The organism is Ancylobacter sp. GW821-FHT10E12 (assembly GCF_058809335.1).
This window is the reverse complement of record NZ_JBXASN010000017.1, coordinates 115,453-140,857: the sequence shown is the minus strand read 5'-3', so window position 1 is coordinate 140,857 and position 25,405 is coordinate 115,453. Positions and strand designations below refer to the sequence as shown.

23 protein-coding genes and 1 tRNA gene are annotated in these 25,405 nt (G+C 67.1%); 9 read left to right on the top strand and 15 right to left on the bottom strand.

The genetic code is table 11. The annotated features are described in order from the left end of the window. Nucleotides 1–380 (top strand): TIGR02301 family protein (locus AC1RU4_RS21170; RefSeq protein WP_492893114.1); only part of this gene is annotated, 380 nt, incomplete at its 5' end. Between the two features lie 43 nt (nucleotides 381–423). On the opposite strand, the gene AC1RU4_RS21165 is transcribed toward AC1RU4_RS21170, so the two are convergent. The 5 genes from AC1RU4_RS21165 to AC1RU4_RS21145 all read right to left on the bottom strand — a co-directional run bounded on the left by AC1RU4_RS21165 (nucleotide 424) and on the right by AC1RU4_RS21145 (nucleotide 10,095). Next, the gene (locus tag AC1RU4_RS21165; RefSeq protein ID WP_492893113.1) at nucleotides 424–2,568 is read right to left on the bottom strand and encodes a TonB-dependent siderophore receptor; all 2,145 of its coding nucleotides are present in this window, start codon (nucleotides 2,566–2,568) and stop codon (nucleotides 424–426) included. A gap of 671 nt (nucleotides 2,569–3,239) precedes the next feature. Continuing rightward, the gene (locus AC1RU4_RS21160) at nucleotides 3,240–6,377 is read right to left on the bottom strand and encodes a multicopper oxidase domain-containing protein (RefSeq protein WP_492893124.1); all 3,138 of its coding nucleotides are present in this window, start codon (nucleotides 6,375–6,377) and stop codon (nucleotides 3,240–3,242) included. Between the two features lie 216 nt (nucleotides 6,378–6,593). Next, nucleotides 6,594–7,604, bottom strand: a complete 1,011-nt coding sequence (locus tag AC1RU4_RS21155) for an HAD family hydrolase (protein WP_492893112.1) — start codon at nucleotides 7,602–7,604, stop codon at nucleotides 6,594–6,596. A gap of 102 nt (nucleotides 7,605–7,706) precedes the next feature. Continuing rightward, nucleotides 7,707–9,443 (bottom strand): arylsulfatase, encoded by a 1,737-nt coding sequence (locus tag AC1RU4_RS21150; protein ID WP_492893111.1) that lies wholly within the window; start codon nucleotides 9,441–9,443, stop codon nucleotides 7,707–7,709. A 576-nt stretch (nucleotides 9,444–10,019) separates the two neighbouring features. Further along, nucleotides 10,020–10,095: transfer RNA gene (locus AC1RU4_RS21145), tRNA-Ala, on the bottom strand. Nucleotides 10,096–10,260: 165 nt separating this feature from the next. Between AC1RU4_RS21145 and AC1RU4_RS21140 the strand changes: the two genes are divergently transcribed. Together AC1RU4_RS21140 and AC1RU4_RS21135 are read left to right on the top strand one after the other, a co-directional pair. Continuing rightward, complete coding sequence (locus AC1RU4_RS21140; RefSeq protein WP_492893110.1) at nucleotides 10,261–10,539, top strand: YggT family protein; 279 nt, start codon at nucleotides 10,261–10,263, stop codon at nucleotides 10,537–10,539. Nucleotides 10,540–10,542: 3 nt separating this feature from the next. After that, nucleotides 10,543–10,893 carry a DUF167 family protein gene (locus AC1RU4_RS21135; RefSeq protein WP_492893109.1) on the top strand — a complete coding sequence of 117 codons (351 nt, stop codon included), beginning with the start codon at nucleotides 10,543–10,545 and terminating at the stop codon, nucleotides 10,891–10,893. Between the two features lie 97 nt (nucleotides 10,894–10,990). Here the strand turns inward: AC1RU4_RS21135 and AC1RU4_RS21130 are convergent, their stop codons facing one another. The 3 genes from AC1RU4_RS21130 to AC1RU4_RS21120 form a co-directional block, all read right to left on the bottom strand. Next, nucleotides 10,991–11,500: a GNAT family N-acetyltransferase gene (locus tag AC1RU4_RS21130; RefSeq protein WP_492893108.1), complete on the bottom strand. Its 510-nt coding sequence runs from the start codon at nucleotides 11,498–11,500 to the stop codon at nucleotides 10,991–10,993. Between the two features lie 155 nt (nucleotides 11,501–11,655). Then, complete coding sequence (gene typA / locus AC1RU4_RS21125) at nucleotides 11,656–13,482, bottom strand: translational GTPase TypA (RefSeq protein WP_492893107.1); 1,827 nt, start codon at nucleotides 13,480–13,482, stop codon at nucleotides 11,656–11,658. Nucleotides 13,483–13,605: 123 nt separating this feature from the next. Further along, a complete protein-coding gene (locus AC1RU4_RS21120; protein ID WP_492893106.1) occupies nucleotides 13,606–13,860 on the bottom strand; it encodes a hypothetical protein in 255 nt (84 codons plus the stop codon). A gap of 204 nt (nucleotides 13,861–14,064) precedes the next feature. On the opposite strand from AC1RU4_RS21120, the gene AC1RU4_RS21115 reads away from it, so the two are divergent. Next, nucleotides 14,065–14,418 carry a hypothetical protein gene (locus AC1RU4_RS21115; protein WP_492893105.1) on the top strand — a complete coding sequence of 118 codons (354 nt, stop codon included), beginning with the start codon at nucleotides 14,065–14,067 and terminating at the stop codon, nucleotides 14,416–14,418. Here AC1RU4_RS21115 and AC1RU4_RS21110 read toward each other — a convergent pair. After that, entirely contained in the window at nucleotides 14,415–15,566 is a 1,152-nt protein-coding gene (locus AC1RU4_RS21110; protein WP_492893104.1) for a site-2 protease family protein, read from the bottom strand. The genes AC1RU4_RS21115 and AC1RU4_RS21110 overlap by 4 nt on opposite strands. Nucleotides 15,567–15,824: 258 nt before the next feature. Here AC1RU4_RS21110 and AC1RU4_RS21105 point away from each other — a divergent pair, with 258 nt between their 5' ends. Continuing rightward, nucleotides 15,825–16,331, top strand: coding sequence for a pyridoxamine 5'-phosphate oxidase family protein (locus tag AC1RU4_RS21105; RefSeq protein WP_492893103.1), 507 nt, complete (start codon nucleotides 15,825–15,827; stop codon nucleotides 16,329–16,331). A 92-nt stretch (nucleotides 16,332–16,423) separates the two neighbouring features. On the opposite strand, the gene AC1RU4_RS21100 is transcribed toward AC1RU4_RS21105, so the two are convergent. The 6 genes from AC1RU4_RS21100 to AC1RU4_RS21075 form a co-directional block, all read right to left on the bottom strand. Then, nucleotides 16,424–17,650: an argininosuccinate synthase gene (locus AC1RU4_RS21100; protein ID WP_492893102.1), complete on the bottom strand. Its 1,227-nt coding sequence runs from the start codon at nucleotides 17,648–17,650 to the stop codon at nucleotides 16,424–16,426. Between the two features lie 85 nt (nucleotides 17,651–17,735). Further along, nucleotides 17,736–18,254, bottom strand: coding sequence for a hypothetical protein (locus AC1RU4_RS21095; RefSeq protein ID WP_492893101.1), 519 nt, complete (start codon nucleotides 18,252–18,254; stop codon nucleotides 17,736–17,738). Between the two features lie 8 nt (nucleotides 18,255–18,262). Further along, entirely contained in the window at nucleotides 18,263–18,661 is a 399-nt protein-coding gene (locus AC1RU4_RS21090) for a VOC family protein (protein WP_492893123.1), read from the bottom strand. A gap of 33 nt (nucleotides 18,662–18,694) precedes the next feature. Further along, complete coding sequence (rlmN, locus tag AC1RU4_RS21085) at nucleotides 18,695–19,918, bottom strand: dual-specificity RNA methyltransferase RlmN (protein ID WP_492893100.1); 1,224 nt, start codon at nucleotides 19,916–19,918, stop codon at nucleotides 18,695–18,697. 85 nt (nucleotides 19,919–20,003) lie between these two features. Then, entirely contained in the window at nucleotides 20,004–20,684 is a 681-nt protein-coding gene (locus AC1RU4_RS21080; RefSeq protein WP_492893099.1) for a methyltransferase family protein, read from the bottom strand. 74 nt (nucleotides 20,685–20,758) lie between these two features. After that, the gene (locus AC1RU4_RS21075; RefSeq protein WP_492893098.1) at nucleotides 20,759–21,487 is read right to left on the bottom strand and encodes a GyrI-like domain-containing protein; all 729 of its coding nucleotides are present in this window, start codon (nucleotides 21,485–21,487) and stop codon (nucleotides 20,759–20,761) included. Between the two features lie 158 nt (nucleotides 21,488–21,645). Here AC1RU4_RS21075 and dapF point away from each other — a divergent pair, with 158 nt between their 5' ends. The 4 genes from dapF to AC1RU4_RS21055 form a co-directional block, all read left to right on the top strand. Then, nucleotides 21,646–22,515: a diaminopimelate epimerase gene (gene dapF / locus AC1RU4_RS21070; RefSeq protein WP_492893097.1), complete on the top strand. Its 870-nt coding sequence runs from the start codon at nucleotides 21,646–21,648 to the stop codon at nucleotides 22,513–22,515. Between the two features lie 10 nt (nucleotides 22,516–22,525). Beyond that, nucleotides 22,526–23,803, top strand: a complete 1,278-nt coding sequence (gene mtaB, locus AC1RU4_RS21065) for a tRNA (N(6)-L-threonylcarbamoyladenosine(37)-C(2))-methylthiotransferase MtaB (protein ID WP_492893096.1) — start codon at nucleotides 22,526–22,528, stop codon at nucleotides 23,801–23,803. A 23-nt stretch (nucleotides 23,804–23,826) separates the two neighbouring features. Beyond that, nucleotides 23,827–24,765 (top strand): signal recognition particle-docking protein FtsY, encoded by a 939-nt coding sequence (gene ftsY, locus AC1RU4_RS21060; RefSeq protein WP_492893095.1) that lies wholly within the window; start codon nucleotides 23,827–23,829, stop codon nucleotides 24,763–24,765. Nucleotides 24,766–24,837: 72 nt separating this feature from the next. Beyond that, on the top strand, nucleotides 24,838–25,405 hold a 568-nt coding region (locus tag AC1RU4_RS21055), incomplete at its 3' end, for a septation protein A (RefSeq protein ID WP_492893094.1).

The following is a 25,405-nucleotide window of genomic DNA, read 5'->3' as shown; positions in this document are numbered from 1 at the left end:
CCTCCGGCAAGGCCGCGCCCGCCGCGCCCGCCGCGCCGGCCGCGCCCGCGCCGGGCAAGACGACGCAGGGCGGCGCCCCGCCCTATGAGGCCGACATGCTGCGGCTCGCCGAGATGCTGGGCGCGCTGCATTATATCCGGCCGATCTGCGGTGCCCCCGATGCCGGCCGCTGGCGCGACGAGATGCAGGGGCTGATCGAAGCCGAGCAGCCTTCCGAGGAGCGCCGCGGCTTGCTGATCGCCGCCTTCAATCGCGGCTATGAGAGCTACAAGCAGGTCTATCGCAGCTGCACGCCCTCGGCGGAGCTTGCCGCGCAGCGCTATCTGGAGGCAGGCGCCCGCCTCTCCCGCGACATCGCGGCGCGCTACGGCAGCAACTAGCCCCCCATCGAGCGGGCGGCGCCGGAGGAGATCCACGCAAGGGTCACCAGTGATAGGCCAGCGTCGCGAGCACGCTGCGACCAGCGCCGACGAAGCATTGATAGGCGGAGGCGCAGGCGGACACGTAATACTTGTCCGCGAGATTGAGGCCGGTCAGCGAGAAGCGCCATCCATCGCCGGCGCCCGGCGTACCGCCGAAATCGTAGTGGAGGGCGGCGTCGAACAACACCCGGTCCGGCACGATCATCGCGGCCGTGTTCGTCTGGTCTCCATAGGTCTCGCCGATATAGCGCGCCCCACCGCCGAGCGTGAGGCCCGAAAGCTGCCCGGCGCTCCAGGTGTAATCGACCCAGGCGGACGCCGCATTGCGCGGCACGCCGACCGGCACCTTGCCTTGGACACCGGCCACGTTGCTCTGGGTGACCTCGGCGTCGGTATAGGCGTAGGACACCATGACATTGAGCCCCGGCAGCACTTCGGCCTTGCCCGAAAACTCGAAGCCGTGGGATTCGACCTCGCCCGTCTGGATCTGGCAGGTCGCGCTGCTGCACAGGGTGACGGCGGTATTGGTGCTGGTGTGCTGGGTGTCGGTCGTCAGCACGTTCTGCTGGGTCAGGTCGTAATAGGAGGCGGTGAACAGGCCATTGAAGGTGGTCGGCTGGTATTTGACGCCGGCCTCGAATTGCCTGGCGGTGGTGGGTTCGAAGGGAACGCCGCCATAGCCGGTTCCCATCACCGGATCGAACGACGTCGCATAGCTGACATACGGGGCGATGCCGCTGTCGAACTGGTAGAGCAGCCCGCCACGATAGGTGAAGGCGGTATCATCGCTCGAATAGCTCACCTTACTGCCGCTCGCCAGCGTCTCGGTGGTGGTGTCGCCGGTCAGGTAATCCTCGCGTATGCCGAGCAGCGCGTGCCAGTTGCCATAGGTGATCTGATCCTGCGCATAGCCGCCCAGCTGCGTACGGTCGGCGGTCTGGCTGGTGGTCAGCTTCGGCGAAGCTATGCTGGTCCATGCCGGAGACAGATAGTCGACATAGACCGTGCTGCCGGTGCCATAGGTGGCATCGGCGTCGTAGCGCTGCAGATCCACGCCGAACAGCATCGTGTGGTCCAGCGCGCCGGTGGAGAAGCTCGCCTGCGCCTGGTTGTCGAGGGTGATGCCTTCAAGGGATTCGATGTAGCGCGAGGGCGAGAGGCCCATGCAGAGATAGGATTGGCCCTGGCATGCGGCGGCCGACGCCCAGACGCTCGCCGTCGCCAGGGCGGACAGCGCCTTGAAATCGGTGTCGAGCGACATGAAGCGGAAATTCTGCCGCAAGGTCCAGATCGCATCGACGTCATGCTCGATGCGGTAGCCGAGGCTCCACTGGGTTCGGTCGAAGCCGGAATAGGGGCTCTCATTGGGCGAGAAATTGCGCGGGATCTGGCCGTTCGGGTTGGTCTGCAACGTACCCAGGGCCGGCAGCCAGGTCGAATAATAGCTGTCGGGATCGCGCTCGTATGTGGCCTGGAGCTCGATCCGGGTATTGTCCGTCGGCTTGAAGGACACCATCGGCGCGACGAGGATGCGCTCCCCCTCCGAACCGTCGACCTCGCTGTCGGTGCGCCGTCCCAGCGCGATGAGACGGTAGAGCGATGAACCGTCCGACGACAGCTTGCCGTTCAGGTCGACGCCAAGTTCCGCCTCTCCATAGCTGCCGATGCCGGCGATGATCTCGTTCCTGGCGTCCGCATCCGGCCATTTGCTGACGAGATCGATGCTGCCGCCCGGATTGGTCTGGCCATAGATCGTCGACATGGGTCCGCGGACGATATCTATGCTCTGCAGGAGATAGAGGTCGATGCTGGGCACCGCATAATTCAGCCCCTTGAACAGCCGCAGGCCGTCCCAGAACTGCACGTAATTGGCATTGCCGCCAAAGCCGCCGAAGCCGCGCATGATGATGCTGTCGTAGCGGTTGCCGGGCCGCGCATCGGAGACGACGCCGACCTCGTAGCGCAACGCCTCCTGCACGGTCTGCGATCCCTGCGCCTCGATCTGGTCGCTGGTGACCACGGAGATCGAAATCGGCGTCGTCTCGATCGGCGCATCGGTTTTGGTGGCAGCCGTGCTGCTGTGGGCGACATAGCCTTCCGTCTTTTTCTGTCCGTCCCCGGTAACCTCGATCGTATCCAGCGTCACGGAGTTTTCGCTGCCCGACTGAGCTATGGCCAGGGAGGGGGTCAGCAGCAATGTCGGCGCCAGCGCAAGCCATGCGGCGGAACGGAACGAAAGGCAAATTCGCATTCCAGAATCCATATTCTAACGTAAGGTAAAGTATTTCGCGTCTCCCATAGAACAAATACGTTATCGTGATCGTCGTACGCAACATCTCATAGTCTGAATCGACAGCACGATGGCTTCTATTTAATTGTTTTCATTCTAAATTGTACCGCGATCTGTTGCCTATTCATTCGCAAAACATCTTCTATATCTATCCTTCCAGCCAACAAACGACCGAACCAATGCGCTTGCTCAAGCGATCAGGGGAGTCGCGTCGTGTCCGGCCAGGACGGCCGATCAGCACGGCCGGCAACGCACGGCCGCGCAGGCCACCGCCCCGCCGATCATCGCGGTGCGTGGCCCATGCAGGGATGCGCGTCGGCACATGCCGACTGTACGGCGCTCGATGCCATGAAATCGGAAGCGGCTACCGTGGATGTCCGGGCGTCGCCATCCATCATCGTCGCCTTCCAGGAAATGGAGGCACCCGCAGCAGGAGATCGGGCACGCAGCCCGATCACGCCCGACGTCGTCGAGACGCGGTCGGGAGAGCGGTGGCGGCGAACCGACCGTTTCGCTTCAGGGGAAGCTCAATCGCCACCGAGGCTTATGCGGCCGCTGGCTCCCACGGCGACCTCGCCGATGAGGCGCGCGGCAAGCGATGTCGCAGCCTCGCCCGCCCTGTTGAATTCAAATCGGCGGACCATTCCCGTGCCATCGGACAGAAGCGGGCTGACCAGCAGGTCCGCTCCCTCGGTCGTGCTGGTGGTGGCGACGTCGACGCCGCGGGCATCCTCGCCGAAGGGAGCGAACGAGGCCATCTCCGTAAAGCTCGCGCCCGGATGCGCCGTGGCGCTGTGGAGATACATGGACGGCCCGCCATCCAGCGCCGAGCCGCTGGAGAACACCTTCACCCGGCCGCCATCGAGCTGGCCGACGACGATGCGCTCGGCGCCGCCCAATACGCCGGCCAGCCAGCCGGTGGCGAGCGACACGCCGCCGCGATAGCCGTCGCCGAAGGGCTTGAACTCGGTGGTCAGCATCGGCTGGGCGGGTTCCGCCTTGCCGTGAGCGTGGCTATGGCCGGTGGAGACCCCTTCGAGCGCGGCCAGCAGTGGGAAGACGAACACCTTCACCGTGGAGGGCACACCGGGGCCGGGCGCCGTCACGACGCTCTGCCGCCCGGTGGTGAAGTCGACAAAGCCGGTGCTGAGCGCGACGCCGGACCGGTCCCCGGGATAGGGGCTGAACGAGGAGAACACCGCGGGCGCGGTGCCGACGGCCGGCAGCCTGGAACTGAAGACCTTCACCTCGCTCGCAACGCCCGATCCCGAGCCGACGATGATGTTGTCGCCGGTGTCGGCGCCGTCGATCTGCGCCACCGCCACGCTCACGCCATTCATCGAAGCCGCATCAAAGGCCGCGAAGCGCGCGAGTTCCTTTGAAAAGGCCGCCGCGCCATCCTTCGCGGCCCCGGACAGCACCACGATTTCGGCCGTGCGTCCGGCTCCCGCGCCGGCGACCAGATCGAGGATGCCGTCATCGTCGACATCGCCCATGGCCACGCTCACCGGACCTGCGAACCCCGGAAACGGCGTCACCGTGGCGAGAACCCTGGCGCCGTCCAGAACCCTGACGGTCGCCGAACCGCCGGCAGCGCCGGGAACCGCGACCGCATAGGACGACACCGCCGGAATGACGTTGACCAGCGCCATCAGGCCGTTGTCCTCATGGTTGAGCCGGTGGCAGTGCATGACGAAAAGGCCGGCATAATCCTCGAACTTGGTGCGGATCGAGAGCTTGCCCGGCGCGATCACCGATTCCTCGGGCCCGAGATTGGGCGCCGGCACATTGGCGTTGTCGATGCCCTGCATCACCGGCCCGAGCTTCATGCCGGTGGTCGGGTCGGAGAGGCCGGTTATCTGGAAGTCGTTGACGTGAATATGGATGGGGTGCTCGTCATTGTTCTCGTTGCTGAACACCCATTCCTCCACCGAATTCAGGCGCGGCTGGAGGATGGGAACGTTCGGGAAGGCGCCGCTGTCGAAGGCGTAGATGAAGGCCTTCGGATCGGACGTGCTGGCGAGATCGTTGAGGAAGCCGCCATTGATGAGGATATGCCGGGTCAGGTCGGGCGGTGCCTTGGACAGATCCTCGAAGGACGTGAAGGCGCCGAGCGGCTGCCCCTCGACGAACGCGGTCGTCTCGCCCCGGCCTTGCTCGGGGACGGCGCGCGCGAGAAGCTGGGTCGGGAACAGGAAGAAGCCGTCATAATAGCTGACCGCCGAGGGCAGCACGCTGAGCGTGCCGAGCACCGCCGGCGGGTTCTCCGTCCCGTTATTGGTGTAGAGGATGCCCGGCGCATTCTCGGTGCGCGCGCCGCCGCCCCGCTCCGGCATTTCGAGGATCAGCTCGCCCTCGCTCGGCATGGTCACCGCGATGGCGAAGCGCGAAGCCGGGGGAATGGACAGCCGGGTTCCGTTGGCGTCGGCCGGGTGGCGCACCAGCGTCGAGGGATTGCCGTCCTGCCCGACGATCGCGATCTTCGGGTGGCGGCCGGTGGCGGTCTCGGTGAGCTGGACGGTGATGTAGGCCATGTCGCTGACATTGGCCAAGACCCAGATCTCGGTCTGACCGGGCTTGCTCCGCACCACCGGCTGGAACTGGCCGTTCACCGTGAACTGGATGTCGCGCAAATGGTCGGGAAGCGCGGGGTCGGCCGGCACGTCGCCCTCCTGCCCGGCCGTGGCGGTGAAAGTCTGGAGGTTGGTCGGAATGAACTGGAAGCGCCCGCGCATGTTGTGGATCGACAGCGGGCCCGCATACCACACGGTCGCGAAGCGGGAGCCCTTCTCGGACTGGCTGAAATTCACCGGCGCGAGGACGGGCCGATAGGTGCCGTTGGCCAGCTCGCCGGCGGCGGGCGGCGTGAGGGTGCTCACGAATTGTGGCCAGTTGGCATTGTTGAACTGCGGATGAGGCCCCTGGCGGTCGAAGACGAAATTATACTGAAGCGCCATGTTGCGGATCGGGATGGCCTTCTGGGTGACGACGGGCAGGTTACCGTCGGTCCGCCCGATCGAGAGCATGCCGGCAAGGCCGAGATAGACATGGGCCGCCGTCAGCGTGTGCAGATGAGGATGGTACCAGTACATCCCCTGCGGCATGTTGGTGGGAATGTCGTAGACATAGGTGTTCGCCGTGCCGACCGGCATGTGGATCAGCACGTTGTCGGAATTCGCCTTCGGGCTGACATGCAGGCCGTGCGTGTGGAGATTGAGCGGCGAATCCGCGAGCTGGGCGGGATAGATCGGAACCCGGCCGCCGGCTTCGGTATATTTCGGATCGTAGAAGTCGCGGATGGTCAGCCCCGACAGGCCGTTCTCCAGCCGCACGACGAGCCGCTCGCCCGGAAAGACCTGCAAGGTGGGCGCCGGATAGACGTCGCTGGCGGCGGCCTCGCCATTCGAGGCCTTGCCCCTGATCAGCCGGTACCCGAACAGGAGCGCGTTCTTGACCGGAGCCGCCGCGGTGTCGAGCGTGACCTCGCCCTGATGCGCGACAAGCACGACTTCGAGCACGCCGTCCACGCTCGACAGCGTCACCGGCTCCTTGAATTCAGGCGGCGCATAGGCCGATGTCTGAGCGAAAGCCGTTCCGCCACCGAGCGGCGCGACCAAGATGGCTCCCATGATCGCGCGAGCGACCATGCGGATGGCCCAATTCATTGTCTTCACTGAGCTTCGCTCCAGATTCGGCTATCATATCCTCTGCTGCGCCGGAGACTTCGTCGAGGCCTATCGCGGCTCGAAAGCGCGAATGAACCCGTCGCTGGCCGGACGATGCCGCAAGGGCATGACGATACGGAGCGGGCCGCGGGGGAAACCGGACAGGTCGGCCGGAGTGGAGCCTCGACTTGACGCCCGGCAAGGCCGGCCGGCCTTCTATCGATCGAACGCGAAAATGCGCTTCCAGTCCTTCTTCATGCTGATCACCGTCCAACCCCGCTTGCCGGCCTCGTCATCCAGGCTTTGGGGAAAGGTGCCGATCTTCGTTGCGGGAAGGCCGCGCGCGGGACCGTAGGCGAACTCGCGCTCGGCGTCGTCGTGAAGCACGAGCATGCCCAATCGGGCTCCATCGCCCGCCGTCGCGTATTCGAGCATCTCGCGGTCCCCGGACGAATTGCCGAAGGCGGCATTCGGCCGACGACCGATGATGAGATGGATGCCTTCGGGCTTGCCGGCCTTGTCGTCGTTGAGAAGCAGCCTTGGCTCCTTGGTGAGGAACGGCCTGCCATCCTTGTCGTAGCCGTACCGGGTGCCGCCGGCGCTGCCCACCACTTGTTCGGGCGGTATGCCGTAGATGCGCTCGGAATAGACGCGCACGAAATCCTGGCCGCCACCCGTCGCGATATAGGTCCTGTAGCCGTTGGCGCGCAGGTAGCTGAGCAGCTCCAGCATGGGCTGGTAGACCAGGTCGGTGTAGAGCCGCCCGAATTTTGGATGCTTCGCGGTGGTGATCCATGCGGATACGTCGGCATTGAAATCATCCACCGACATGCCGGTAAGCGTCGCCACCAGGATCTTCTCCAGGTCCTTCATGGACAATCTGGCGATGGCGTCGCGGTCGCCGGACAGCACCGTCCTGAACGGCTCGACCTTCCTGAGCTCGGGCTTCTTCGCCACCAATGCGGGCACGCGGTCGAGGCAATACATCACCTGCGCATACATGGGGTGGGAGACCCACAGTGTCCCGTCCTGGTCGAAGGTGGCGATGCGTTCGGCAGGAGGCACGAAACCGGAACTGGCCTTGTCCGTCGTGCTCTTGACGAAGCCCAGGATGGCTTGCCGTGCCGGGCCGTCGTTCCAGGACGGGAGCGGATCGGAATCCGGCGACGTGCTCTGGGCCAGGGCAGGCGCCGATGCCCACAGTCCCGCCAGCAGCAGCGCCGCCATTGCGACGCGGCGGACGACCGCAGCGAGAGAGGGACGATTCATGATTTCACGCTTCCCAGTGGAGAGACGGGCATGGAGCGCCCGCCTCTTCATTCCTCGCCGCTATTCGCCGGCGTGACTGGTCACCTTCATCTGCTTCACCTGCTGTATGACCTGTTCGAGATTGTAGCTCGCCGGATCCTGCAGGGGCGGATAGTCGATATAGCTTGAGAGCTCCTTCAGCCAGAGCGCCTGGCCGATCGGCAGCATGTTCCAGTCGTAGACGTAAGCCGTCGCCGGTGAGGTAAGGGCGCCGCCCATGCCGGTGAGCGTCTTGATCTGATCGCCGATCGAGGTCTCGAAGGGATCGCGCTTGATGTTGACGACCTGGGTCCAATGATACGGCACCACGCCTGTCAAAAACCCCGTCGGCGAGTCCGAGACCATCGCAAAGTACATCTTCCAGTTCTTGTAGCGGACGGCGGACGGGTCCTTGCCGGAATAGTAGAAGAACGAGTTGCGTTCCGACTTCTGCGATTTTCCTTCGAGGTAGTCGCGCTGGTTGACGCCGTCGAGCGTGGTCTTGACGATGCCGGGATAAGCCCCTTTCTCGATCCGTGCCTTGAGGTCGTTGCCCTTCTCGCCACCGGCGATGTCCACCAGCGTCGGCAGCCAGTCCAGCGACGCGAATATATCGTTCTTCACGGTGCCCGGCGCTATGTGGTTCGGCCAGCGCACGACCAGAGGCGCGCGCATGCCGCCCTCCCATGTGCTGAGCTTGCCGCCCTTGAACGGAGTGGTGCCGCCGTCGGGGAAGGTGATGGTCTCGGCGCCGTTGTCGGTGGTGAAGACGACGATGGTGTTGTCGAGCTGGCCGATCTCCTCCAGCTTCTTGAGGACATAGCCGATATTGTCGTCCATCTGCTTCATACCGGCTTCATTGGCGCCCCAATCCTTGCCGCCGCGCTCGCCGATCATATCGAGATACTTATCCGGCAGCACGGTGGTGATGTGCATGCGGGCGGGATTGTACCAGACGAAGAACGGCTTCCCGGTCTTCGCGGGGTCGTTGCGGCCGAGGAAGTCGATGACCTTGCCCGAGATTTCCTCGTCGACCGTCTTGGAGCGATCCAGCGTCAGGGGCCCCTCGTCCTTGCAGGTCTGGTTCGCGGCGGTGCCGTCCGAGGACGCGCATGCCAGCACGGGACGCGGCGGCATGAGGCAGATCGTGGTCTTCGGATCGACCGTGCCGGGAGGTTCGGTCAGGCCAGGGATCGGGGTGTTGCGGCAGGGCGGCGCCACGGTCTGCTCCGTCGGCGTCTTGTTGATGTCGGGGAAGCTGACACCCTGCATGGCATCGAGGTGGTACAGATAGCCCCAGAATTCCTGGAACCCATGCGCGGTCGGCAGGGCGTCCGTGTGGTCGCCGAGATGGTTCTTGCCGAACTCGCCGGTGGTGTAGCCAAGATCGAACAGGAACTTGGCCAGCGCCGGCGTGCCCGGCCGCAGATAGGAGGGGCTGCCGGGAAGCTGCGGCGGGATCATCCCGGTGCGCAGCGGATGCATGCCGGTGAAGAAGGCGTTGCGCCCGGCGGTACAGCTCTGCTCGGCGTAATAGTCGGTGAAGTAGGCCCCTTCACGTCCGATGCGGTCGATATTGGGTGTCTCGCCGACCATCAGGCCACGGTGATAGATGCTCGGCTGCATATAGCCGATATCGTCGCCCATGATGAACAGGATGTTGGGGCGGCTCTGGGTTGGCTGCGCCGAAGCTGGCGAGACAGTTGTTACGGCCCCTATTGTCGTAAGCGCGGCTACCGCACCTAAAAGACTGACTATATGTATCCTTGAGGCAAGCATGGGCCAGCTCCCTAAATGGCGAACCGAGTATTCCATTATTTGAGACGTTCGCCGACAAAACGTCCCCCCAGGGACGGCCATATTTACACCCCGTCTGGTGAAATAAATACCGAAAAATCAAGATATCGACGCCGCAACAGGGTCATGAATACTGACATATGAAAGCTGATATTGCTGCCGGAATGCCCTGGCTTGAATGGACTCCGTCGAAGGGGCGAAGATCGGCCGGTTCGGCAAACGCCGGTCATCGCAGTGCCGAGGCAGCAGCCGACCGGGATCCCGACGGCGGAGCTTCGCCACCGGCAATGGGATCGACGCTGCGACGTTCCATGATGGGCGCTGCCGCTACGGTGGGAGGCAGGTGCCCGGCACGCACAGGCTGAAGACGCCCGAGGATCAGAACCGCAGGCTCAAGGAGCTCGTGGCCAAGTCGATGCCGGCAGGCTGATCGGGCTTGAGGGGTACCACAGGCAGAACGCCCATCCCACGCGAATGGCTAGTGCCGTCGCGTGTCGCGGCAGATGTTGGGGCAGGATCGCGTCGATGAGGAATTCGTAAGCGACGTCAATGAGCGGATGGTGGAGCCGAGGGGAATCGAACCCCTGACCTCTGCAGTGCGATTGCAGCGCTCTCCCATCTGAGCTACGGCCCCTCACCATCAGGCCGCGCCTTGTACGTTCGTGCCCCGCGCCCTGTCAAGGAGCCTCGACGCATCACACACAGACGATGCCGCGCAATCGGGGTTGCCGCGGTGCGGCCGCGCCGTTAAGCATCCTCACGTCCGGCCTTCGCCGTCCGCTCCCGTTCGAGGTTCGCGATGTATTCGCTGCTCTGGTTGTTCGACACGCTCATCTCGCTCTATGTCTGGATCCTCATCGCCTCGGCCATCCTGTCCTGGCTGGTGGCGTTCAACGTGGTCAATCCGCACAACCAGTTCGTGCGCAGCGTCGGCGAATTCCTCTGGCGCATCACCGAGCCGGTGCTGGCGCCGATCCGGCGGCTGCTGCCCAATCTCGGCGGCATCGACGTCTCGCCGATCATCCTGATCATCGCGCTCTATTTCATCCGCAACCTGGTGTTCGAGCTGCTGGCCTGAGCCGTGCCAGCTCCCGCCGACGGCCTCTCCGGCAGCGGTTCCGCCACCGCATGGACCCTCGTCGCCGACGGGGTGGTCGTCAGCGTTCGGGTCACCCCGCGCGGCGGGCGCGACGCCATCGAGGGGCAGGTGGAGCTGGCGGACGGGCGCCGAGCGCTGAAGGTGCGGGTGAGCGTGCCGCCGGAAGACGGCAAGGCAAATGCCGCCGTCGCCCGCCTGCTGGCGCGGGCGCTGGAAGTTCCTCCGGCCAGGGTGGAGCTGGTCTCGGGGGCCACCGCCCGGCTCAAGACCTTTCGCATCGGCGGCGATCCCACGGAGATGGCCGCACGGCTCGCCGCGCTCGCCAAAGGCTGATCGCCGCACGATCAGGCCGCGACGCCAACTCCCGCCGCGCGTCGCGCACGCGCCGGCCGCTCACGCCCGGCCGCGCCGACATGAAGGGATAGGAGGCTCAGCCGGCCCAGCCGAAGGCGAGCTTTTCCAGCGTGCGGCCACCGAAGGTCTCGGAGGAGCGGGCGACGCTCACCCCGCCCAGTGCCCGGTAGAAGCCGAGCGCCGGCTCGTTGGCCGCAAGCGCCCACACGGTCACGCCCTCGAAGCCGGCATTGGCCAGATCCTTGCGGGAATCAGCGAACAGCCGCCGGCCGAAGCCGAGGCCCTGATATTCCGGCCGCAGATAGAGCTCGTAGATTTCGCCCTCATAGGGCAGGCCGCGCGCGCGGTTGCGCCCGAGATTGGCGTAGCCGGCGACGCGATCGGAATGGGTGAGCACCAGCACGCGCGAGCCGCGCCGCAGGGCGGTTTCCCACCAGCCCGGCCCGCGCCGCTCGATCATCTTTTCGAGCTCGACGCCCGGGATGAGACCGCGATAGGCCGAACGCCAAGCCGAATCGTGGATTTCGGCGACGTCGGGAGCATCTGCCGGGCGAGCCCGGCGGGTTTCGAAGAGAAGCGTGCCCATGCCCCTTATGGGAGCAAAAGCCGGCGGCGGGATCAAGGGGCTTCGTGGCGAAATCGCCGATCGATCCACCATAGTGCCCGCCACATCCGGTCACGGGATGTCCGGCCGTCGCCCGGCGGGCGGGCGGCGGCCGCCTCGCAGCGGCCGACGGGCGCTCAGACGCCCTCGGATTCCTTGCGGCGCTCCTCGCGCTTGCGCTCGTTCGGATCGAGCCAGCGCTTGCGGATGCGGATCGACTTCGGCGTCACCTCGACCAGCTCGTCGTCCTGGATCCAGGCCAGCGAACGCTCCAGCGTCATGCGGATCGGCGGGGTGAGGCGAACCGCCTCGTCCTTGGAGGTGGTGCGGATATTGGTGAGCTTCTTCCCCTTGAGGACGTTCACTTCAAGGTCGTTCTCGCGGTTGTGCTCGCCGACGATCATGCCCTGATAGACCTTCCAGCCGGGCTCGATCATCATCGGGCCGCGATCCTCGAGGTTCCACAGCGCATAGGCCACCGCCTCGCCGGCCTCGTTGGAGATCAGCACGCCGTTGCGGCGGCCGGGAATCTCGCCCCGGTGCGGCTGATAGGCGTGGAACAGCCGGTTCATGATGGCGGTGCCGCGGGTGTCGGTCATCAGCTCGCCCTGGTAGCCGATGAGGCCTCGGGTGGGAGCGTAGAAAACCAGGCGCTGGCGGGTGCCGCCGGAGGGGCGCATCTCGACCATCTCGGCGCGGCGCTCGCTCATCTTCTGCACGACCACGCCGGAATATTCCTCGTCGACGTCGATCAGCACTTCCTCGATGGGCTCGAGGATCTCGCCGCTGGCATCCTTGGTGAACACCACGCGCGGACGCGACACGGCGATCTCGAAGCCCTCGCGGCGCATGGTCTCGATGAGCACGGCAAGCTGCAATTCGCCGCGGCCGGAGACGAAGAACGAATCCTTGTCGGCGGATTCCTCGATCTTCAGCGCGACATTGCCTTCGGCCTCGCGCAGCAGGCGGTCGCGGATGACGCGGCTGGTGACCTTGTCGCCCTCGGTGCCGGCGAGCGGGCTGTCGTTGACGATGAACGACATGGTGACGGTCGGCGGGTCGATCGGCTGCGCCTTCAGCGGCGCATCGACGCCGAGGTCGCAGAACGTGTCGGCGACGGTGCCCTTGGACAGGCCGGCAATGGCGATGATGTCGCCCTGCACGCCTTCCTCGATCGGCTGGCGCTCGATGCCGCGGAAGGCGAGGATCTTGGAGACGCGGCCCTGCTCGACCAGCGAGCCGTCCTGCGCCAGAACCTTGATCGACTGGTTCGGCTTGATCGAGCCGGAGGTGATGCGCCCGGTGATCATGCGGCCGAGGAAGGGGTTGGCTTCCAGCAGGGTGCCGATCATGCGGAACGGGCCGTCGTCGACGGTGGGCTCCGGCACATGCCGCAGCACGAGGTCGAACAGCGGCGCCATGCCCTCGTCCTGCGAGCCGTCGGCGGAGGTGTTCATCCAGCCATTGCGGCCGGACCCGTAGAGGATCGGGAAGTCGAGCTGGTCGTCGCTGGCGTCGAGCGCCGCGAACAGGTCGAACACCTCGTTGATGACCTCCTGCGAGCGGGCGTCGGAGCGGTCGACCTTGTTGATGGCGACGATCGGACGCAGGCCGACCTTGAGCGCCTTGCCGACCACGAACTTGGTCTGCGGCATCGGCCCCTCGGCGGCGTCGACCAGCACGATGGCGCCGTCCACCATGTTGAGGATGCGCTCCACCTCGCCGCCGAAATCGGCATGGCCGGGGGTGTCGACGATGTTGATGCGAGTATCCTTCCAGACGACCGAGGTCGCCTTGGCGAGGATGGTGATGCCGCGCTCCTTTTCGAGGTCGTTCGAATCCATCACCCGCTCGGCGACGCGCTGGTTCTCGCGATAGGAACCGGACTGCTTGAGCAGCTCGTCCACCAGCGTGGTCTTGCCGTGGTCGACGTGGGCGATGATGGCGATATTGCGCAGCTTCATATGAAACACCAAAAAGCGGGCCCGAAGGCAGTTCGGACCCGCGCCAGAATTTTGCGGCGCACTATACTCACAAAGCCTGCGAAGGCAACGCCGGCGCCGCGCAAAAGCGCCGGCGGGCCCTGTTCAGTGCGATTTGCGCAGTTCCCACAGCCGCCGAATCTGGCCGGCCTTCAGGATTTCGCCTTCCGGCGTGCGCAGCCAGGCGACGTCGCGGCCGGCCGGCGACTGGGTCATGGCGAAGGCGACGGCGTCCTCCACCGTCTCGAATTCGTAGCTGTCGGGAAACTGGCCGGGGGCGCTCACATCGTGGGTCGAGGGCCAATATTGCAGCCGCGCCGGCCCCTGGGTGGGCGGGACGGCTTCGGTCTTTTCATCCATGGCGATGCTCCTCCTTCTTCAGGCCGGCGCGCCAGGCAGCCGGCACGCCGGCACGACCGCGCGTTTCCGCACGGCGAATTGGAGAAACGCCCGAGCCGGCGGCTGGTTCCGCCGTTAAAATCGCCCTGCCGCCGCCCGCTGCCTTGAACCCGAACGCCCGCAACCCAGTTGTCATGAAGAACGGGACCAATGGAGGGATTTGCGATGAACGGCCGCCCCGGACAGCCCACTGAGACCGAGATCGACGAGGCGCTGGACGAGAGCTTCCCCGCCAGCGACCCGCCCGCCTTCAGCGGCATCACCGGCGCGGAACCGCCGCCGCGTGCCAAGCCCGATGCCGCGCCCAGCGAGGCGGATATCGACGAGGCGCTGGACGAGAGCTTCCCCGCCAGCGACCCGCCCGCCTTCAGCGGCATCACCGGGGCGGTACCGACGCCGGAAACGCTGCCGGAGCACGAGCCGAGCGAGGCGGATATCGACGAGGCGCTGGACGAGAGCTTCCCCGCCAGCGACCCGCCCGCCTTCATCGGCATCACCGGCGTGCGAGAGAACGGCTAGAGGCTGCCGAGGTCCGGCCCGCCGGCGCCGGGCGCGCGCTTCCCCCATGGCCCGAAGCGGGCCTCGGGCTGGGCGGCGCGCAACATCATCATCTCGCCGACATTCTCCGGCGAGAGCAGGCCGACCAGCTTTCCCGCCGGATCGAGCGCGCCGAGCACCGGCGCTCGGCTCTGCGTGAGCAATTGCAGCGCCTTGTCGAGCGGCGCGCGCACCGGCAGCGTCGGTATGTCGGCCTGCATCGCCTCCAGCACCGAGGAGTCCGGTCCCTTGGCCTGAAGCGCGCGGATCATCGCATCGCGGGTGAGCACGCCGCGCAGGTGGCCGGCGCCGTCCACCACCGGGAACTCCTTCTGGGTGGTGCGGATCAGCGCCTCGGCGGCGTCGCCGACGCTCGCTTGCGGTCCCAGCGTCTCGAAATGGGTGATCATCGCATCCTGCACCAGCACACCCTGCGCCGCCTGCCGCATCTGCACGCTGCCGGCCTCGCCGGAGGCGGCGAGGAACACGAACACCGCAATGACGATCAGCATCGGGTTGCCGAAAATGCCGAGGAAGCCGAGGCCGATGGCCAGCGCCTGACCGATCGAGGCCGCCGTCTGCGTCGCCTGCGCATGGCTCATCCGCATGGCCAGCAGCGCCCGCAGCACGCGCCCGCCATCCATCGGGAAGGCGGGAATGAGATTGAACACCACGAGGAAGATGTTCGCCGCCGCCAGCTTGGCGAGCAGGCTGGATTGCGGATTCTCGATCGCCTCGATGTGCTCCATCCCGACCGCATTGCCCTGCACGGCAAGGATGGCCAGCAGCACCAGCGCGATGACGACGTTGACCGCCGGCCCAGCCAGCGCCACCACCAGTTCCTCGGAGGGCTTTTCCGGGATGCGCTCCAGCCGCGCCACCCCGCCGAACGGCCAGAGCGTGACTTCCGGCGTCTTCACCCCGTAGCGGCGCGCGGCGAAGATGTGGCCGAACTCGTGCAGCAGCACGCACAGGAACAGCAGCGCAACGAAGGCGACACCCTCCCAAGCCGCGCCGACGCCGCCGCGCTGGTAATAGGCCGCCCAGATCCAGACCAGGAAAAGCAGGAAGGTGACATGGATGCGCACGGCAGTGCCGTAGACATGGCCGACGGTCAGCGACCAGGGCATGCGAATCTCCTGAAGCGGGACGGCATCCAAGTGCCGCCGCGCGAGCTTACGGCATAACCCGGACGGATCGAAGCCGGCCGCTCGGCGCAGCTCCGTCAGCGCGTTGAATCTGGACCCTTTTCCCGTCAGCGTGATGACGGGCCGATGGGAAGCCTCGGGGGAGGTGCGTTCCCGCCGCGCGATCCCGCCACGGAACTCCGGGCCCCCGTCGGGGTTGGCATGGCGAGATCCAGCCGACAGCTCAACAGGAGGTCCGCGATGGGACAACAGGCCGAGCGCACCACGACCGACGCCGTCAACCGCATCTGGGAATTGATGGGCGACATCCGCATCTGCATGCTGGTGACGCGCGAAGGCGCGACATTGCGCGCGCGTCCAATGGATGCCCATGCCTCGCAGGAGGAGGGCTGCATCTGGTTCCTGTCCGACCGGCGCGGCCACAAGGACGATGAACTCGAACGCGACCCGCAGGCGGCGCTGACCTTCGCCGATCCCGGCAAGAACGATTTCGTGTCGGTATCGGGCGAGGCCGAGGTCTATGACGACCGTGCAAAGGTCGACGAATTGTGGACCGACATGAACAAGGCGTTCTGGCCGGAGGGCAAGGACGATCCCAATATCTGCGTCGTGCGCTTCCTGCCGGAGCGTGCCGAATATTGGGACGGCCCGTCGAACTCGATCATCGTGGCGCTGAAGATGGCCACGGCCCGGCTGAGCGGCAAGCCGACCGACCTCGGCGAAAACCGCAAGGTTCCGCTGGGCTGAGGGCGAGACAGGCCGCACCCGTCACGCCCGCACCCGTCACGCCCGCACCCGTCACGCCCGGACAGGTCCGGGCATGACTCGACCGGCGCCGCTCACCCGGCGATCTTGCGCGCCCGGCCGCCCAGCGTGCGCAGGCGCAGCGCGTTGAGCTTGATGAAGCCGGCGGCGTCGCGGTGGTCATAGGCGACGGCGCCTTCCTCGAAGGTGACGAGGTCCTGGTTGTACAGCGAATAGGGCGAGGAGCGGCCGACCACGTCGACATTGCCCTTGTAGAGCTTGATACGGACCTGGCCGGTGACCATTTCCTGGCTCTTGTCGATCAGCGCCTGCAGCATCTCGCGCTCGGGCGAGAACCAGAAGCCGTTATAGATCAGCTCCGCATAGCGCGGCATGACCTCGTCCTTCAGGTGCGCGGCGCCGCGGTCGAGGGTGATGCTCTCGATGCCGCGATGCGCCTGCAGCAGGATGGTGCCGCCGGGCGTCTCGTAGACGCCGCGCGATTTCATGCCGACGAAGCGGTTCTCCACGAGGTCGAGGCGGCCGATGCCGTTCTCCTTGCCGAGCGCGTTGAGGCGGGTCAGCAGGCTGGCCGGGGAGAGCGGCTCGCCATCGATGGCGACCGCGTCGCCCTTCTCGAAATCGATGGTGATGTAGGCCGCCCTGTCCGGCGCGTCCTCCGGGGAAATGGTGCGCTGATAGACGAATTCTGGGGCCTCGACCGCCGGGTCTTCCAGCACCTTGCCCTCGGAGGAGGAGTGCAGCAGGTTGGCATCGACCGAGAACGGCGCCTCGCCGCGCTTGTCCTTGGCGATCGGGATCTGGTGGCTCTCGGCGAAGGCGATCAGCTGCTCGCGCGAGCGCAGGTCCCACTCGCGCCACGGCGCGATGATCTTGATGTCGGGCTCCAGCGCATAATAGCTCAGCTCGAAGCGCACCTGGTCGTTGCCCTTGCCGGTGGCGCCGTGGGAGACCGCATCGGCGCCGACCTTGCGGGCGATCTCGATCTGCTTCTTGGCGATCAGCGGACGGGCGATGGAGGTGCCGAGCAGGTAGAGCCCTTCATAAAGGGCGTTGGCCCGGAACATCGGAAACACGTAGTCGCGCACGAATTCCTCGCGCACGTCCTCGATGAAGATGTGCTCCGGCTTGATGCCGAGCAGCTCGGCCTTCTTGCGCGCCGGCTCCAGTTCCTCGCCCTGGCCGAGATCGGCGGTGAAGGTCACCACCTCGCAGCCATAGGTGGTCTGCAGCCATTTGAGGATCACCGAGGTGTCGAGACCGCCCGAATAGGCGAGGACCACGCGCTTGACGTCAGCCATGTCGAAGGATTCCGCACGAGAGAAGCAAAGGAGCCGAAAGCGCGCGGACTATAGGCATGGCGCGTCCGCGTGCAAGTTCGGAGTGTCAGGGAGCAGGCGGGGCCGTCGGCGGCGCGCGATCGGGCGGCGTGGCGGGCGGCAACGCCGGCGGGCGCTCGGCGAAGACCGGCTTCCAGAAGCCGGCGCTCCAGCCCGCCACCAGCCAATAGGCCAGCCCACCGGCCAACCCGGCGCCAAGGATGTAGACGTCGCCGTCGAACGGCGTCGGCGTGTCGGTATAGGGGGTGAATATCTGCGCGCCGATCCAGGCCGAAGCGGCGCCGTTTGCGGCATGGAACAGCCAGGAGCGCACCGCGAAGGCTTCCGAGAACAATATGCCGATCAGCGCCACCGCCCACATGGTCATCGCCACGGCCGAAAGCGCGAAGGTCGCGGTGGCGAGCGCGTCGAACAGCGCGATGGCATCGACGTCGCGCGCCCCGGCGAGCATGGTGCCGATCCGCCAATAGCCGATCATCACCACCACCATGGTGGCGATGAAGCCGCAGACCAGCCCGAGCGGCACCAGCAGCACGCGCAGCAGCAGCCGCAGCAGATTGTCCATCGCCGTGTTCATGCGGGAGCGTGGCAGACGGCTTCGATATTGTGCCCGTCGGGATCGAGTACGAAGGCGCCGTAATAATTCGGGTGGTAGTGCGGGCGCAGGCCCGGCGGGCCGTTGTCGCGCGCGCCGGCGGCCATCGCCGCAGCGTGGAAGGCATCGACCGTGGCGCGGTCGGGCGCGGTGAAGCACACATGCAGCCGGCCGCCGTCACCCGCCGACAGCGCGCCGCCGGAGCCGATCCAGAAGAACGGCTTGCCGCCGCTGCCGAAGCCGGCATGGGCTGCCCCGCCGGTCTCCTCGGCGGTGACCTCCATCAGCACGCCGATGCCGAGCGGCGCCAGCGCGGCACTGTAGAAGGCCCGCGAGCGCGCGAAATCCGCCACCGGAAAGCCGACATGATCGAGCATCGCCACCCCTGTTCCGCTGCCCTGTTCGCTGCCCTATTCCGCAGCCGCCGCCATGGCGCGCAGCGCGAGGCGCTCGCGGGCGGAGAGCTTCTCGGTCTCGCTCCTCAGCTGGCCGCAGGCGGCGAGGATGTCGCGGCCGCGCGGTGTGCGCACCGGGCTGGAATAGCCGGCGCGGAACACGATGTCGGAGAACTGCTCGATCGTCTCCCAGTCCGAGCACTCGTACTTGGTGCCCGGCCACGGGTTGAACGGGATCAGGTTGATCTTGGCCGGAATGCCGGCCAGCAGCTTCACCAGCGCCTTGGCGTCAGCCGGTGAATCGTTCACCCCCTTCAGCATCACATATTCGAAGGTGATGCGCTTGGCGTTCGAGGCCGGCGGATAGGTACGGCAGGCGTCGAGCAGCGCCTTCAGCGGGTACTTCCTGTTGATCGGCACCAGCTCGTCGCGCAATTCGTCGCGCACCGCGTGCAGCGAGATGGCGAGCATCGGCCCGACCTCGCGGCCGAGCCGCTCGATCTCCGGCACCACGCCCGACGTGGAGACGGTGATGCGCCGCTTGCCGATGCCGAGCCCTTCGCCGTCGGCGAGGATCTCGATCGACTTGGCCACCGAATCATAGGCGTAGAGCGGCTCGCCCATGCCCATGAACACGATGTTGGTCACCAGCCGGTCGCCCTCGGTCGGCAGGCCGGGGCCGACCGCGCGCTCCATGCCGGGATAATCGCCCAGCCGGTCGCGCGCGACCATCACCTGCGCCACGATCTCGGCGGCGGTCAGGTTGCGCACCAGCCGCTGGGTGCCGGTGTGGCAGAACGAGCAGTTGAGCGTGCAGCCGACTTGGCTGGAGACGCACAGCGTGCCGCGGTCGCTCTCGGGGATATAGACCATCTCGACGTCGTGCGGCTTGTCGCCGGCTATATCCGGCGGCAGGCGCAGCAGCCATTTGCGGGTGCCGTCGGCCGACACCTGCTCGACCACCACCTCCGGCCGGTCGAGGGTGAAGGCGGCGGCGAGCCGGTCGCGCAGGCCCTTGCCGACATTGGTCATGGCGTCGAAGGAGGTGACGCCGCGCAGGTAGATCCAGTGCCAGAGCTGGGCGACGCGCATGCGCCGCTCGCGCTCCGCCACGCCGATCTCGGCGAGAGCGTCGGAAAGCCCGGCGCGGTCGAGCCCGGCGAGCGAGCGCCTTGGATCGGCGACGGGAAGAAGAGCGCCGGCCGCCGGACGCGGCGCGGTTTCGATCAGTGTGTTCATGTCGGTCGGATATGCCCAGCAACGGGTGCGTTTGCGCGCCTCATAGCACAGAAGCGCCGCCGGCGCGAATGACGCCGCCGCCCGATCAGTAAACACCCGGAATCAGCCGGAAGGTGCGGGCGCGATAGGCCTCGTACCGGTCGCCGAACGTGTCGCGCAGCAGCGCCTCCTCCGCATTCATGCGGGCGACGAGCGGGGGAACGAGCAGCAGCGCCAGCAGCACGCCGGCCATTGAGCGGAACACCAGCGCCCAGCCGAGCGAACTGATCAGCAGCCCGGCATAGCTTGGATGGCGGATGACGCCGTAGACGCCGTCGGTCACCAGCCGGTGGCCGGGCTGGATCGCCACCAGCCCGCTGAACCGGCGGCCGAGCACGAAGACCGGCCACAGCCGCAGCGCGCCGCCGGCGGCGAACAGCACCACGCCGATCCAGCGCACCCCTTCGCCGCCGAAGGTCCACAGGTCGAGGCGGTCGGTATAGGCCGGCAGCCAGGCCGCGAGGATGCCCACGATCCCGAACACCGCGAGCACCCAGCGGTTGCCGCGGTCCTCGCGTTCTCCGGCGCTCAGATTGCCTTCGGTGAACAGTGCCGCCACCGTCAGCGCGACCAGCACCAGCGCGGCGGCCGTTCGTGCCGGATCGGCGAAGAAGGCACCGATGCCGCCCCAGCCGAGCACCGCGAGGCCGAGATAGGCGAGCGTTGCCGCAAGGGACAGGACGACGAGGATCGGCGAGCGCCTCACGGATGATATGATGGATGCCATGGCGGCCTCGCTTCATGTGCCGGACATGAATCAACCGGCAGCGCCTCCGCCGGGTTCCCGCCGGATCGCCCCCCTCACTTCAGCGGCACCCAGATGTCGATGACGAGGTCGTCCTCCGGCGTGGTGGTCGGGTCGGAGCGGTATTCCTCGACATAGAGGTCCTGCGCCTCCAGGTCCTTGGCATCGAGCAGGTTGGCGATCTGCTCATAGGTCGGGTCCATGGCGTCGTAGGGGCCGCGATGGGTGAAGCGCAGCGCCTTGCCGGCCGGCGAGGCGGAGAAGGCGAACCCCTCCTGCGGCTTCTGCATTGTGGCCCCCTCGAACGGCACCGCCGCCTCGAACTCGAAGCCTTCGTCGTCGGTCATGGTGTAGATGATGAACGACGCGCCGATGCGCTTCAGCTTCAGCCGGTCGAGCTCGGCATAGACGGCCTTCAGCGTCGACACGAGGGTGGCGAAGCCCTCGTCCCAGTTGCTCTTGCCCGCCTTCTGCAGCACCGGCACCGGCACCATCTCGGCGGCATCGCCGAAGCCGTCCGGCCGCTGCAGCGGGTCGCCGCCCGGCGGCACGGTCGAGGTCTCGACGCCTTTCGGATCGACCACCGGCGGCGCCACCATGTCGCCCTCGCCGGCGGGAGCGGAAGAGGGTGCATTCGGCGCCGGCGACGCGGCCGCGGGCGGCTCCATTGCCGGCGGCGTCTGCGCCAGCAGCGGCGCGGCACCCCCGGCCGCCAGCAGGGCGAGCGCCAGCATCAGCGCGCGCCGCATCACGAGGAAGCCGAAGAGCGGAGAGGCAAGCATCATGGGTTCACCGGGGCAGAACGCGGACGCTTTCCTTCCTATCACCGCCCCAGCCGCGCGGCGATGACGCAAAAGCCGCGCCGGGCGGCAAACGCTCTGGCCTTCGCGGCCGGCTTCGCCATATAAGGACGCAATCCCGCCGCTCAGGCATTCTGGACACCATGGCAGCGCTGGCAGATCGCCCCTTCGTGAAGATGAACGGCCTCGGCAACGAGATCGTCGTGCTCGACCTGCGCGACGCCCCGGTGCCGGTGCCGCCGGAGGAAGCGCGCGCCCTCGCCCGGAAGGAGGCGCTGCCCTTCGACCAGATCATGGCGCTCTACCCCGCCGCCGTGCCCGGCATCGACGCCTTCGTGCGCATCATCAATGCCGACGGATCGGAAGCCGGCGCCTGCGGCAACGGCACGCGCTGCATCGCGCTCTATGAGCATGGCCGCACCGGCCGCTCGCATATCCGCTTCGAATCCTCCGCCGGGCTGCTCGACTGCAACATCGCGGCGGACGGCGTCACCGTCGACATGGGCCCGGCGCATTTCGGCTGGGCCGACATCCCGCTCGCCGGCCCTGTGGCCGACACCCGCGCCATCGACATCGAGGCCGGTCCCGCCGGGGCGCCGGTTCTGCGCGGCCCGGCGGTGGCCAATGTCGGCAACCCGCATGCGGTGTTCTTCGTGCCGGACGCGAGCGCCATCGATCTCGGCCGCTACGGGCCGGAGCTGGAGCATCACCCGGCCTTCCCGGACCGCGCCAATATCTCGGTGGCGCAGGTCCTGTCGCCGGACCGCATCCTGCTCAAGGTGTGGGAGCGCGGCGCCGGTCTCACCCGCGCCTGCGGCTCGGCCGCCTGCGCCACCGCCGTCTGTGCCGCCCGCCTCGGGCTGACCGGCCGGCGGGTGACGGTGACGCTTCCCGGCGGCGACCTCTTCATCGAATGGCGGGAGAGCGACGGCCACATCCTGATGACCGGCCCGGCCGAGCTGGAATTTTCCGGCCGCCTCACCCTCGCCATGCTCGCCGGCGCGGCGGCCTGAGGATAGCTCCATGGCCATCGACGTCGTCACCTTCGGCTGCCGGCTCAACACGCTCGAATCCGAGGCGGTGAAGAAGGCTGCCGCCGGCGCGGGGCTCGACGACCTCGTGGTGGTGAACACCTGCGCGGTGACGGCGGAGGCGGTGCGGCAGGCCAAGCAGGCGATCCGCCGCCTGAAGCGCGAAACCCCCGGCGCACGCATCGTCGTCACCGGCTGCGCCGCGCAGACCGAGCCGGAGACCTTCGCCGGCATGGCAGAGGTCGAGCGCGTGATCGGCAATGCCGGGAAGGCGCGCCCGGAAACCTGGGCCGCCACGCGGCAGGCGATCGATTTCGGCATCGGCAATGAGGAAAAGGCGGTCGTCGGCGACATCATGAGCGTGCGCGAGACCGCGCTGCACCTCATCGACGGCATGCAGGTCGACGGGCTGGAAGGGCGCACCCGCGCCTTCGTGCAGGTGCAGAATGGCTGCGACCACCGCTGCACCTTCTGCATCATTCCCTATGGGCGCGGCAATTCCCGCTCGGTGCCGATGGGCGAGGTGGTGGCGCAGGTCCGCCGGCTGGTCGAGAACGGCTATGCCGAAGTCGTGCTCACCGGCGTCGACCTCACCTCCTACGGCGCCGGCCTGCCCGGCGAACAGAAGCTCGGCACCCTCGTCCGCGCGATCCTGCGCCATGTGCCGGAACTGCGCCGGCTGCGGCTGTCCTCCATCGATTCCGTCGAGGCCGATGACGATCTCGTCAGGGCCATCGCCGAGGAGGAGCGGCTGATGCCGCATCTGCATCTGTCGCTTCAGGCCGGCGACGACCTCATCCTCAAGCGGATGAAGCGCCGGCATTCGCGGAGCGACGCCATTCGTTTTTGCGCCATGATCCGCCGGCAGCGCCCGGACGTCGTGTTCGGGGCCGACATCATCGCCGGCTTCCCGACCGAGACCGAGGAGCATTTCCGCAACTCGCTCGCCCTCGTCGACGAGTGCGGGCTGACGCATCTGCACGTCTTCCCGTTCTCGCCCCGCAGCGGCACCCCGGCCGCCCGCATGCCCCAGGTGGCGCGCGAGACGGTGAAGGAGCGCGCGCGCCGCCTGCGCGAGAGGGGCGCGACCGCCCTGCTGCGCCATCTCGCCGGCGAAATCGGCGCCCCCCGCGAGGTGCTCGCCGAGACCGCCGGCCTCGGCCGCACCCGCGCCTTCACGCCCGTCCGCCTTGCCGGCGCGCTGGAGCCCGGAACCATCGCGCAGGTGCGCATTGCCGGCCATGACGGCACCCGGCTGATCGCGGCGTGACCAGACATGCAGCCTGACATGACATGACGGACGAAGCCCCCCGCCCCGGATTCTGGAAACGCCTGACGCAGGGCCTGACGCGCACCGCGTCCGGCATCTCAACCGGCATCACCGACCTGTTCACCAAGCGCAAGCTCGATTCCGGCACGCTGGAGGACCTGGAGGACGTGCTGATCCGCGCCGATCTCGGCGTCGAGACCTCGGCCCGCATCGCCGAGGTGGTCGGCAAGGGCCGCTACGACAAGGCCATCGACCCCGACGAGGTCCGGGCGCTGGTCGCCGGCGAGATCGAGAAGGTGCTGGCCCCGGTCGCGCACCCCCTCGTCTTCGCGTCGGAGACCAAGCCCTTCGTCCTCCTCATGGTCGGCGTCAACGGCTCCGGCAAGACCACCACCATCGGCAAGCTCGCCTCGGTGTTGCGCGCCGAGGGCAAGAAGGTGGTGCTGGCGGCCGGCGACACTTTTCGCGCCGCCGCCACTGAGCAGCTGCGCATCTGGGCCGACCGCACCGGCGCCACCCTGGTCTCCCGCGCGCCGGGCGCCGATGCCGCCGGCGTTGCCTTCGACGCGCTGAACGAGGCGCGCGCCAGCGGCGCCGACGTGCTGATCGTCGACACCGCCGGCCGCCTGCAGAACCGCGCCGAGCTGATGGCCGAGCTGGAAAAGGTGGTGCGGGTCATCAAGAAGCAGGAGCCCTCGGCGCCGCATGCCGTGGTGCTGACGCTCGACGCCACCGTCGGCCAGAACGCGCTGTCACAGGTGGAGGCGTTCCGCCGCGTCGCCGGCGTCACCGGCCTGGTCATGACCAAGCTCGACGGCACCGCCCGCGGCGGCATCCTGGTCGCGCTGGCGGCCCGGCACGGCCTGCCGGTGCATCTCATCGGCGTCGGCGAGGGCATCGACGACCTCCAGCCCTTCGCCGCGCGCGATTTCGCCCGTGCCATCGTCGGGCTGGACAGCTAGGCTGTCCTTGCGGCCCTTGATCATGCCCCATTGCCGGGCGACAAGTCAGGCGAGCACAGGAACAGCCACGCGATGACCGCCACGCCTGCCAACCCGCCCGCCCGCACCATGCACCCGCTGACCAAGATCGCGCTCGAGCTTGGGCCGCTGGTCATCTTCTTCATCGCCAACGGCCGCGCCGGCATCTATGCCGCCACCGGCGCCTTCATGGTGGCGACCTTCGCCGCGCTCATCGTGATGTGGCTGCTGGCCCGCAAGATCGCGGTGATGCCGCTGATCTCCGCCGCGGTGGTGCTGGTGTTCGGCACGCTGACCATCGTCCTGCAGGACGACCATTTCATCAAGATGAAGCCGACGCTGGTGAACGCCCTGTTCGGCATCGCCCTGCTCGGCGGCCTCGCCTTGCGCAAGCCGCTGCTGCCCTATGTGCTGGGCGACGTGTTCGAGCTCACCGACGAGGGCTGGCGCGTCCTCACCATCCGCTGGGGCGTGTTCTTCCTCGCCATGGCGGTGCTGAACGAGGTGGTCTGGCGCTCGGTGTCGACCGACAGCTGGGTGGCGTTCAAGACCTTCGGCTATCTGCCGCTCACTCTCGTCTTCGCCATGGCGCAGGTGCCGCTGATGACCCGCCACGGCGCCC